Annotated in this window: 12 protein-coding genes and 1 tRNA gene; 8 read left to right on the top strand and 5 right to left on the bottom strand. The window is 69.5% G+C overall.

Going from position 1 to position 10,450, the window contains the following annotated elements:
* Window positions 1–49: 49 nt before the first annotated feature.
* Window positions 50–1,435 carry a lysine N(6)-hydroxylase/L-ornithine N(5)-oxygenase family protein gene (locus ACFXMV_RS16405; protein ID WP_378498390.1) on the top strand — a complete coding sequence of 462 codons (1,386 nt, stop codon included), beginning with the start codon at window positions 50–52 and terminating at the stop codon, window positions 1,433–1,435.
* Window positions 1,432–1,671 carry an MbtH family protein gene (locus tag ACFXMV_RS16400; RefSeq protein WP_378403479.1) on the top strand — a complete coding sequence of 80 codons (240 nt, stop codon included), beginning with the start codon at window positions 1,432–1,434 and terminating at the stop codon, window positions 1,669–1,671. Before ACFXMV_RS16405 ends, ACFXMV_RS16400 begins: the two co-directional genes overlap by 4 nt.
* Window positions 1,672–1,702: 31 nt before the next feature.
* Here ACFXMV_RS16400 and ACFXMV_RS16395 read toward each other — a convergent pair whose 3' ends face one another.
* The 3 genes from ACFXMV_RS16395 to ACFXMV_RS16385 form a co-directional block, all read right to left on the bottom strand.
* Complete coding sequence (locus tag ACFXMV_RS16395) at window positions 1,703–3,145, bottom strand: threonine/serine exporter ThrE family protein (RefSeq protein ID WP_378498389.1); 1,443 nt, start codon at window positions 3,143–3,145, stop codon at window positions 1,703–1,705.
* 1 nt (window position 3,146) lies between these two features.
* Window positions 3,147–3,521: a nuclear transport factor 2 family protein gene (locus ACFXMV_RS16390; RefSeq protein WP_378498388.1), complete on the bottom strand. Its 375-nt coding sequence runs from the start codon at window positions 3,519–3,521 to the stop codon at window positions 3,147–3,149.
* Between the two features lie 83 nt (window positions 3,522–3,604).
* Window positions 3,605–4,552: a helix-turn-helix transcriptional regulator gene (locus ACFXMV_RS16385; protein ID WP_378503336.1), complete on the bottom strand. Its 948-nt coding sequence runs from the start codon at window positions 4,550–4,552 to the stop codon at window positions 3,605–3,607.
* A gap of 105 nt (window positions 4,553–4,657) precedes the next feature.
* Here ACFXMV_RS16385 and ACFXMV_RS16380 point away from each other — a divergent pair, with 105 nt between their 5' ends.
* The 3 genes from ACFXMV_RS16380 to ACFXMV_RS16370 are packed head-to-tail and all read left to right on the top strand — an operon-like array spanning window position 4,658 to window position 6,727.
* Window positions 4,658–5,071 (top strand): VOC family protein, encoded by a 414-nt coding sequence (locus ACFXMV_RS16380; RefSeq protein ID WP_378503335.1) that lies wholly within the window; start codon window positions 4,658–4,660, stop codon window positions 5,069–5,071.
* 1 nt (window position 5,072) lies between these two features.
* Complete coding sequence (locus ACFXMV_RS16375) at window positions 5,073–5,723, top strand: YdeI family protein (protein ID WP_378500805.1); 651 nt, start codon at window positions 5,073–5,075, stop codon at window positions 5,721–5,723.
* An 11-nt stretch (window positions 5,724–5,734) separates the two neighbouring features.
* Window positions 5,735–6,727 (top strand): alpha/beta fold hydrolase, encoded by a 993-nt coding sequence (locus ACFXMV_RS16370; RefSeq protein WP_378500806.1) that lies wholly within the window; start codon window positions 5,735–5,737, stop codon window positions 6,725–6,727.
* Between the two features lie 25 nt (window positions 6,728–6,752).
* On the opposite strand, the gene ACFXMV_RS16365 is transcribed toward ACFXMV_RS16370, so the two are convergent.
* A complete protein-coding gene (locus tag ACFXMV_RS16365; RefSeq protein ID WP_378500807.1) occupies window positions 6,753–7,157 on the bottom strand; it encodes a nuclear transport factor 2 family protein in 405 nt (134 codons plus the stop codon).
* Between the two features lie 170 nt (window positions 7,158–7,327).
* On the opposite strand from ACFXMV_RS16365, the gene ACFXMV_RS16360 reads away from it, so the two are divergent.
* Window positions 7,328–7,399, top strand: a tRNA-Thr gene (locus ACFXMV_RS16360).
* Window positions 7,400–7,459: 60 nt separating this feature from the next.
* On the opposite strand, the gene ACFXMV_RS16355 is transcribed toward ACFXMV_RS16360, so the two are convergent.
* Window positions 7,460–7,822, bottom strand: a complete 363-nt coding sequence (locus ACFXMV_RS16355) for a hypothetical protein (RefSeq protein ID WP_378500808.1) — start codon at window positions 7,820–7,822, stop codon at window positions 7,460–7,462.
* A 229-nt stretch (window positions 7,823–8,051) separates the two neighbouring features.
* Here ACFXMV_RS16355 and ACFXMV_RS16350 point away from each other — a divergent pair, with 229 nt between their 5' ends.
* Window positions 8,052–9,221, top strand: coding sequence for a type III PLP-dependent enzyme (locus ACFXMV_RS16350; RefSeq protein ID WP_378500809.1), 1,170 nt, complete (start codon window positions 8,052–8,054; stop codon window positions 9,219–9,221).
* Window positions 9,196–10,449, top strand: a complete 1,254-nt coding sequence (gene speD, locus ACFXMV_RS16345; RefSeq protein WP_378500810.1) for an adenosylmethionine decarboxylase — start codon at window positions 9,196–9,198, stop codon at window positions 10,447–10,449. The genes ACFXMV_RS16350 and speD overlap by 26 nt, the downstream gene beginning before the upstream one ends.
* The last annotated feature ends 1 nt before the right edge of the window (window position 10,450 follow it).

Genomic DNA, 10,450 nt, shown 5'->3' with positions numbered 1-10,450 from the left:
AACTAGCAGTGCAGCCGCCGGCCGAACCGGCGAGGATGGATGACGCGTCATGGATACGACTCTCCCGGCCACTGACCGCGGTTCGTCGCCGACCTACGATCTGGTCGGCGTCGGCTTCGGCCCGTCCAACCTGGCGCTGGCAATCGCGATCGAGGAGCACAACGCCAAGTGCGCCCCCGGCGACCGGATCGAGGCGCTCTTCCTGGAGAAGCAGGACCGCTTCCGCTGGCACCCCGGCATGCTGCTGGACGGCGCGACCATGCAGATCGCGTTCCCGAAGGACCTGGTGACCTTCCGGAACCCGGCCAGCTCGTTCAGCTTCTTCTCCTACCTGTTCGATCGCGGCCGGCTGGTCGACTTCGTCAACCACCAGACCTTCTTCCCGACCCGGCACGAGTTCCACGACTACCTGCAGTGGGCGGCCGGTCGCGTCGACGCGGACGTCAGCTACGGCACCGCCGTCACCAAGGTGCACGGTGAGCCCGGCGTCGACGGCACCGTCGACGAGTTCACGGTCGAGGCCGCCGACGGCCGTCAGGTCAAGGCCCGCAACCTCGTGGTCGGGGCAGGCCTGCAGGAGCGGATCCCGGACTGGGCGACGCCGTCCGCGCGGTGCTTCCACAACCACCAGTTCCTGTTCCGGATCGGCGAGCTGCCCGAGCTCGAGCACCAGCGGTTCGTGGTGCTCGGCGCCGGCCAGAGCGCGGCCGAGGTGGTCCAGTACCTGCACAGGAACTTCCCGCAGGCGGAGGTGCACAGCGTGTTCTCGCGCTACGGCTACAGCCCGGCGGACGACAGCCCGTACGCGAACCGCATCTTCGATCCCGGCGCCGTCGACGAGCTGCACGGCGCCTCCCCCGAGGACCGCGCGCGCATCCTGGCCCTGCACAAGAGCACGAACTACTCCGTGGTCGACATCGAGCTGATCAACGAGTTGTACACCACCGAGTACCAGGAACTGGTGCGCGGCCAGCGTCGGCTGTTCATGCGCCGGGCGTCCGAGATCGACGGCGTGGTCGAGACCGAGGAGGGCATCGAGGTCAGCGTGCGCAGCAACCTCGACGGGCTCACCGATTCGCTGATGTGCGACGCGCTGGTGCTCGCCACCGGCTTCACCCCGACCCCGCTGAGCAACCTGATCGGCGACCTCGCCCCCGAGGGTGGGGTGGCCACCGAGGTGGACCGCGACTACCGCCTGGTCACCCCCGACCATGTCCGCGGCGGCATCTACTTGCAGGGCGGCACGGAGAAGACGCACGGCCTCACCTCGTCGCTGCTGTCCAACGTCGCCATCCGGGCGGGTGAGATCGTGAATTCTGTGCTGGATAATCGCACCGGCCACGGCGATCTTGATAAGGTCAAGGCGTCCGCTGGGGTGGAAGCCTCAGCGCTGGAAACACCGATGAACGAATTTGCGACAAGCGAGGCCAGATGAGCACCAATCCCTTTGACGACGAAGACGGCCGTTTCTTTGTGCTCGTCAACGACGAGGACCAGCACTCGCTGTGGCCGACGTTCTCGGACGTCCCGCAGGGGTGGCGCGTGGTGTTCGGTGAAGACAGCCGCCAGGCGTGCGTCGAGTACGTCGAGGCGAACTGGACCGACATGCGCCCGAAGAGCCTGCGTGAGGCCATGGAGCGGGACGCTGCCGAGCGCGGCAACCAGAGCTGACGACCCGGCGCCCTCGGCGCCGACACACTGACTACGACGCCCGATTCTGTCCCGACCTCCGTCGGCTCAGGGTCGGGCGTCTCAGCGTTCCGGTGCGGCGCAGTATCCGCGGCCGCCGCATGGTCCGGGCGATCCACTCGCCGAGGGTGACGCCCGCGGCGAGCGCGCAGCCGATGCCGAACGCCGACAGCAGCGCGCTGAACCCGTCCAGCAATTCGTTGTTGAGCAGGGCGTACAGGCCCCGGTACAGGGCGAGGCCCGGCAGCAGCGGGGTGATGCCCGCGACGGCGATGACCTGCGGCGGCGTCAGCGCCCGGCGGGCCAGGATGCCGCCGACGGAGCCGACCACCGTCGCGGCGATGGCCGAGGCGATCACCGGGCCGATGCCCACGCTCAACGCCAGGGTGTAGACGAGGATCCCGGCGGCGCCGCCGATGCCGGCGATGGGCAGGGCTCGTCGTTCGGCGTAGCAGGCGACCGCGAAGAACAGCGAGGTGAACGCGCCCGCGACCACCTGGACCGGGATCTGGGCCAGCGCAGGCGGCGACACCGTCGTCAACACCGGCAGCGTCGAGCCCAACGCGCCCGCGACCCGCAGCGAGATCGCGACGCCCGCGATGATGCCGCCGGTCATCATGACCACCTCGAAGAACCGCGCGACCGCGGTGATCGGCGCGCCGGTGATCGCGTCCTGCACCGAGCCGACCAGCGACAGCCCCGACAGCAGCACGATCACCCCTGCGGCGATGATCAGCGACGGCCGGATGGCGATGCCCAGCTGGTCGCGGAAGGTGTAGAGCAGGCTGGCGGGCGCGGCGGCGATCAGCCCGCCCACCACGTGCTGGAAGAAGAACGGGAGCCCGACCGCGTTCAGCCTGCGATTGACACGGTCGATGACCATCGTGGTCAGGAAGCTGATGACCGCCACCAGCAGGGTGCCGCCGAGCAGCACCGAGGCGGACGCGGCCATCGACGCCCAGGCCAGTGTCGCCGTCCAGCGGTTGTAGGGGTGCGGCGCGCGGGTGATCCGGGTCAGCTCGTCGTGGGCGTCGTCCGGGCTGACCGCCTCCGTCCGCAGCCGGCGGGTGAGCCGGTCGACGGCGGCGAGGCGGGTGAAGTCCAGCGCCCGGTAGTGCACGATCCGCATGGTGGCGGCGGGCGGCATCGTCGGACCGCGGTAGGCGCTGATCCGGATCGCGTTGTAGGTGACGTCGACGTCGCAGCGGGCGAGCCCGTACGTCGCGGCGACGAACTGGACCTGGGCGGTGGTGTCCATGGCGGACGTGCCAGACGCGAGCAGCACCTCGCCGGAGCGGAGGGCGATGTCGAGGACCTCCGCGACCTTGGCGTCGTCGGTCAGGTCGATCGGCTGCAGCGGGGCGGGGGCCGAGGTCTGGTCGTCGACCACGGCTCGTTCTTCACCGATCAGCCTGTTCAGCGAGGTGAGTGCGTCGCGCAGGCGCCCCCTCGCCACGTCAGGACACCGCGTCCTCTTCGCTCAGATCCGTTGCCGCGAGGGCTGATTCGAGGTCGTCGTGGCGGAAGATCGAGGTCACCTGGTCGTGCACCACGCGGAAGGCCGTCGCGACCGTCGCCTTCTCCTCGGGGTTCGCCGCCCAGCTGGCCTCCTCCTCGACCACCACGACACCGCTGTGCACGAACATGCGGCCCGGAATCAGGGTCAGGCCCGCGCTGGAGGCCCACTCGCGCAACGCGGTGAGGCCCTGCCCGGCACCCTTCGGGCCGGCCACCTCGACGTCGTCGCTGGACAAGGCGAGGAGGGTGTCGATGTCGGAATCGTTCAGTGCGTCGTGCCACGCGAGGACCGTGGCGATCTCCGAGGTGCTCATGCCGTCCACGCTATCGGTTTCCGCCGCGGAGGGCGTGCAACGGAGAGCACTGTTTCGGTGCACCCCATGCCCGGGGGTGCGTCCTAGTCGGATGCGTAGCTGCCGGTCAGCTCCGCGCCGATCCGCGCCAACTCGTCCCGCACGGCCTGCGGCTCGAGCACCTCGACCGCCGCGCCCCAGCCGGCGAGGTTGCGGGCGATGTCCAGTGGGGTCGGCGCGGCGAGGCGGATCCTGGCGCGACCGTCGTCGGCGTCGCCGTCGGCGTGGCAGTGCCTGCCGAAGTGGTTCCGCAGGATCGGTACGAACCTGGGCTCGATGAGCACGGTCGCCCAGGTGGCCCCGCGCCGCTGCTCCATCTTCCCGACCACCTCCTCCCAGGCGTCGGCGAGCTCGAAGTCGTCCGGGCGCTCGGCGGGCTGATCGGTCGGCTCGGCCTCGGCGATCCGGTCGACCCGGAAGGTGCGCTGGCCGCGATCGGTCCCGGCGATCAGGTACCAGACGTCGTCCTTGTCGACCAGGCCCCACGGGTCGACCAGCCGCTCGGAGCGCTCCCGGGCGCCGTTGACGTACGTCAGCCGGACCTTCCGGCGGCGGATCACCGCGGACTGCAACAGCTCCACCATCGCCGGTCGTTGGCGATCGCGCTCGCCCCACCGGGTCGGGTCGATCATGGTGGCGCTGGCCGCGGCCTCGGCCTCGGCCCGGAAGGTCTGCGGCAGCGCCCGGACGAGTTTGCGCAGCGCGGCCTTGGCCTCGCCCGAGACGGCCGCGGCCGGGCCGACGAGCAGGAACAGCGCCTGCGCCTCGGTGGCGGACAAACCGGAGAGGTCCGTGCGGGCGCCGCCGACGAGCGACCAGCCGCCGCCGCGACCGGCCTGCGGGTAGACCGGGATGCCGGCCGTGGACAGGGCCTCCAGGTCGCGGCGGGCGGTGGCGACGGACACCTCGAGCTCGTCGGCGAGTTCGGCGGCGGTCACCCGGCCGCGGGTCTGCATCAGCAGGAGGGTGGCAACGAGTCGGTCTGCGCGCATGTTTTTCATCTTCCTCGAAAAAGTGCTCACTTGGTGAGCACTTTGAGCGGCAGGATGGCTTTCATCACCAAATGAGCGAGTGTCACCAACCGGAAGGAACCACCAATGTTGCGAGGACTCACCACCGTCAGCTTCTTCGCCGACGACGTCGCGGCCGCCCAGGCCTGGTACACCGAGGCGCTCGGCATCGAGCCGTACTTCGCGCGTGAGATCGGCGGGGCGATCGCGTACGTCGAGTTCCGTATCGGCGACTTCCAGCACGAGCTCGGCATCATCGACGGCCGGTTCGCGCCGCACGCCCGCCAGGAGCAGCCCGCCGGCCAGGTGACCTACTGGCACGTCGACGACGTCGAGGTGAGCTTCGAGCGGCTGCTCTCGCTGGGCGCCACCGTGCACGACAAGCCGACCGAGCGCGGACCCGGATTCGTCACCGCGTCGGTCGTCGACCCGTTCGGCAACATCCTCGGCGTGATGTACAACCAGCACTACCTCGACATCCTCGGCTCGAAGGAGGCGTGAGATGAGCTCGACCGACACGATCTCGACCGAGGTGAGCACGTTCGTCGCGAGCAGCGCCACCGCCTGGCGCGACTGGCTGGAGCGAAACGGCCAGTCCGAGAAGGAGATCTGGCTGATCATCCATCACAAGGACAGCGCCACGCCGAGCCTGCGCTATCACGAGGCGATCGAGCACGCGCTCTGCTACGGCTGGATCGACGGCCTGCACCGCAGGCGCGACGCGGACAGTTCCCAGCTCCGGTTCACCCCGCGCACCCCGCGCAGCACGTGGAGCCGGGTGAACAGGGAACGCGCGGCGAACATGATCGAGCGGGGCCTGATGACCGCGCACGGCCAGGCACTGATCGACCTGGCCAAGGCCAAGGGCACCTGGCAGGTCGTGCCCGACGACCACGCCGCCGCCCTGCCCGACGACCTGCGGGAGCCGCTGCACCGAAACGAGGCCGCAGCCGCGAACTTCGAGAAGTTCCCGCCGTCGTCGAGGCGGCTGATCCTGGAATGGATCGCGACGGCGAAGAAGCCGGAGACCCGGCAGCGCCGGATCGATCGGACGGTCGCGCTGGCGGAGGTCAACGTCCGGGCCAACCACCCGGGAGTTCGGGTCGGCGGCGCAGGCGCGGCCCGCACCATTCCGCAGGCCGCGGCGCTGTGACAGCCTGAGCTATGCGCATCTCGGTGCGGGAAGGCCGCGAGGCAGGCCGGAAGTGGTTCGCCGGTTCCGTCGTCGGTGTCGCGGTGCTGCTCGTCGGGTGCGGCCCGGCGACGGACGGCGACACCGCGGCGACGACGGATGCAGCTCGGGCCGACTTTGCCCGGACATTCGACATCGGCGGCGGGCGGCAGATGTTCCTGGAATGCCGCGGCACCGGGTCCCCGACGGTGGTGCTCGTGCCCGGCGCCGTCGCCGCCGCCGACACCTGGAGCGAGGTGACCGATCCGTCCGGCACCACAGCGCCGAGCGAATCCGCCGTGTACCCCGAGGTCGGCACCTTCACCCGGGTCTGCGCCTACGACCGCCCCGGGACCGTCCGCGGGAACGAGGAGTTCACGCCATCGACGCCGGTGCCGCAGCCGACCTCGCCGGAGCGGGACGCGTCGGATCTGCAGGCGTTGTTGACCGCCGCCAAGGTGCCCGGCCCCTACGTGCTCGCCGGGTGGTCGTACGGGGGACCGATCACCAGGATTTACGCGAGCACCCATCCCCGCGATGTCGCCGGACTCGTCCTCGTCGACGGCACGTCGGAGTTCCTCCAGACCGAGCTGACCCCCGCCGAGTTCACGGTGTTCCTGGAGACGACCGAGCGGGACAACGCGGCGCGGACGGCGCAATGGAACGACGTGGAACGATTCGACCCCGTTGCCGCCTTCGCCCAGCTTCGCGCCGCACCGCCGGCGCCGGCCTTGCCGGTCGTCGTGCTCAGCGGAGACACGTTCGACGCCAACGCCTTCCGCGCCCGCCTGCCCGCCGATGCGCCTGCCGATTTCCCGGAGGTGTTCTGGCGGGCCCAGCTGGCGTCGCAGGACGATCTCGCCGCGCTGTTCCCGGCCGCGCGGCACGTCACGAACACGAACAGCGGACACAACATCCACAATGAATCGCCGCAACGGGTGATCGACGCGATTCGTGACGTCGTCACCCGCGCGACGGGCCGCTAGGACGTCGACGCCGCGCGGGACCGCGTCACGTCTCTCCCTCCGGCGGGGCGGCCGCCGTGATGTGGCTCAGCACGCACAGCCACCGATCACCGCGTCGCACGAACACGTCAGACGTCCATTCGTCGACGTCGAACCGCTGGCCCGCGTAGTGCGCGGTGTTCGTCACCCGCGCCGTGAACACCGCGGCGTCGCCGTGGATCCGGACCCTGGCGCCGCTGACCCGGTCCATGGCCGAGTGGGTCAGCTCGCCCGATCTGACGAGGCCAAGGAACTGCTCCCTGGATGAGATCCCCGACTCGGAGACGATCACCCAGTCGTCCGACATGAAGGTGGCTATCCGTTCGGCGCCGTTGGAGACGATCGCTTCGTACCAGTCGTCGCAGAGCGTGACGAGCTCAGCGCCTGCGCCCGCGATCAGGTCGTCGTCCATGGAACTGCTCCGTCCTCTGGTCTCACCTGCACCCATCCTAGGAACCGCGAGGCGCCGCCGACTTGGACGATTGGGAACGCCCGGCCGGGACCCACCCGGCGCGGGTCGGCGTTTGAGGCACCGGGAACCGGTCGCCCCGCGCGGGTGGATATGATGGGCGCGCTTTATTCGCCTCCTTAGCTCAGTGGTAGAGCACTCGCCTTGTAAGCGAAAGGTCGTCGGTTCAATCCCGACAGGAGGCTCGACGCGAACGCCCCGCCGAGAATCTCGGCGGGGCGTTGGTCGTCAGAAGGGGAGGCCGGTCAGCACTCGCCCGTGATGCCGGCGTCCACGCCGCGCTGGAAGTCGGTCTTGTCCTGGTCGGACTTGGTGGCCCAGTCCGGCGCGGCCTTCGCGAGGGCGGCGAACTCGGCGCCGATGGCCTCGGGTGTGCTGCCCTCGCCGGTCAGCCCGGCGTCCTTCAGGGTCTTGATGTACTCGCGGATCCCGTTGCAGGTGTCCTGGTAGATGTCGCCGGTCGGCTGCGGCGATTCGCCGATCGCCAGCTCCTCGACCGTGCTGGGGGAGGCGGAGTCACCGGCCTTCTCCGAGGTGTCCGACCCGCAGCCGACGAGGAGGAAGGGCACGGCGGCGGCCGCGACGGCGGCGTTGAGGATTCGTTTCATGCCCGTATCAGTACCAGACGATCCGGTCGGGTCCGACAGTGCACTCCCCGTTCCGTCCGATCCCGGATCCGTTGTCCCGCAAGAGCACACACTCCTTGCCGTACGCACACCCCCGTTGGCAGCCCAGCGGGGGTGTGCACCCGTGAGAAAGTGTGTGACGCCTACGCCGCCCAGTTGCCCGGCGACTCCGTCAAGGCGAAGGGTGGCCCGGGCCTGCGATCATGGCTCGGTGAGCGACGCGCAATCCCGAATCAGGCAGTTCCTGACCACCCATGCGCCGCCGACGCCCTGCCTCGTCGTCGACATCGACGCGATCGTCGATCGTCTGCGCGAGTTCCAGGGCGAGTTCCCGAATGCGAGGCTGTGTTACGCCGTCAAGGCGAACCCCGAACCCGCAGTGGCCCTGGCGTTGACCGCGCATGGCGCCGGGTTCGACGTGGCAAGCCCGGCCGAGATCGACGTGTGCATCGCCCAGGGCGCCGATCCGACATCGCTGTCCTACGGGAACACGATCAAGAAGCCTGCCGATATCGCGCATGCCTACGCGCGCGGCGTCCGCGAGTTCATCACCGACGCGGAGGGTGATGTCGACAACCTGGCCGAGTTCGCCCCCGGCGCGCAGGTCTGCGTCCGGCTCCTGGTCGACGGTCCGCCATCGGTGACGCCGTTCGGGCGGAAGTTCGGCTGCGAGCCCGACGTCGCGGTGGGCCTGCTCCGCCGAGCGGCCGGGCTGGGCCTGGACGCCGCGGGCCTGAGCTTCCATGTCGGCTCCCAGCAACTGGACCTGTCCGCCTGGGACGGGTGTATCGCGACGGCGGCGAAGCTGTTCACGGAGCTCGCGGCGGAGGGCATCACGCTGCGCAGGCTGAATATCGGTGGCGGCTTCGGTGCGGCGTACTCCGGGTCTGCCCCGTCGCTCGCCGATTACGCCGAGGCAGTGCGGCGTTCGCTGCGGGCGCATTTCCCGGGCCAACAACCCGAATTGGTGATGGAACCCGGCCGCGCTCTCGTCGCGGATGCCGGGTTGATCAGAGCCGAGGTGATCCTGGTGGCCAGGAAATCGGGGACCGACGCGCACCGCTGGGTCTATCTGGACGTCGGCCGCTACAACGGCCTGGCCGAAACCGAGAACGAATACATCGCGTACCGGTTCGAGACGGTGGCCGAGCACGGGGGCACCGACGGCCCGGTCATCCTGGCTGGCCCGACATGCGATGGTGACGATGTGCTCTATCAACACACGCCCTACCGGCTGCCGCTCGACCTCCGGGCCGGTGAGCAACTCGACATTCTCGGGGCGGGCGCATACACGGCCAGCTACTCGTCGGTGGCCTTCAACGGCATTCCGCCGCTGCGCACGTACTGTCTCGTCGGTGGAGAGCTCGCTGATGACGCCTGACCAGCACCACGTCAATGAATTCGCCGGCACTCACGTGGTGGCGGAATTGCACGGGATCGCACCGGCCCGGTTGGACGATCCGCGGTTCCTGCGGGACACGCTGCGTACGGCGCTGACCGCTGCCGGGGCGACCGTGTGCGAGGTGATCGAGCACCGCTTCGAGCCGCAGGGAGTAACCGTTCTCGCGTTGCTGGCCGAGTCGCACGCCTCGGTGCACACGTATCCGGAGCTGGGTTCGGCATTCGTCGACGTGTTCACCTGTGGCCCGAGCGCGGACCCGGAGCTCGCGGTGCGCCTGCTCGCCGACGCGCTCGGCGCCGAGGTCTCGGGCAACCGGGTGATTCCACGGGGTCCGGCGACGGCGCGCCGAATCACCGAATCCGTCGGTGCCGGCCTCACCCGGACGTGGGAGATGTCGGAGGTGCTGCACGAGGCGGACACCGATTTCCAGCACGTGGTGATCGGGCGGACCGAACAGGGTGTGTCGCTGTTCTGCGACGACGAACGCCAGAGCACCGAGGCGACCCAGCTGATCTATCACGAGGCGTTGCTGGTGCCCGCGCTTCTGCTGGCCGAGCAGGTTCGTCGGGTGCTGGTCATCGGGTCCAGCGAGGGTGTGGTCAGCCAGATCGCCGTCGCCGCAGGGGCGGAGGTGGTCGACCACGTGGACATCGACAGGGCCGCGGTGCGGGCCTGCGCCGCACACCTTCCGTACGGATACTCGGCTCCCGAACTCGACGCGGCCGACCGCGGAGACGGGCCGGTGCGCATCCACTACCGCGACGGTTGGGAATTCCTCGCCGAGGCGGTCGCGGCTGGGCGGCGGTACGACGTGGTGGTGATCGACCTCCCGGACGAGAACGATGATCCGGAAGCGCAGCACAATCGCTTGTACGGCAAGGATTTCCTGCTGCGCTGCGCCGAGGTGCTCGCCGACGGCGGTGTGCTCGCCTGCCAGGTCGGCTGTCCGACGATCTGGCGCAACGACACCCTGCGGCGCGCATGGCTGCGGTTCATCGAAACCTTCGGCACGGTCGTCTATTACGGCTCCGACGAACATGAGTGGGCGTTCCTGTCTGCCCGCGTGGACCGGCTGACGGACCCCGTGAGCGAGCTGATCGCCCGTCTGCCTGCGTCGCCCTACCGACCCGTCACGATCGACGAGCTCGCTCTGATTCGAGGGACAGTGCCACCGCATTCGATTCGCAACCCCGCGGAATTGGGGTAGT

This window comes from Rhodococcus sp. NPDC059179 (assembly GCF_042754885.1).
Lineage (GTDB): Bacteria > Actinomycetota > Actinomycetes > Mycobacteriales > Mycobacteriaceae > Rhodococcus_G.
The sequence above is the reverse complement of the archived record's forward strand: the minus strand, read 5'-3'. Positions and strand labels throughout refer to the sequence as shown.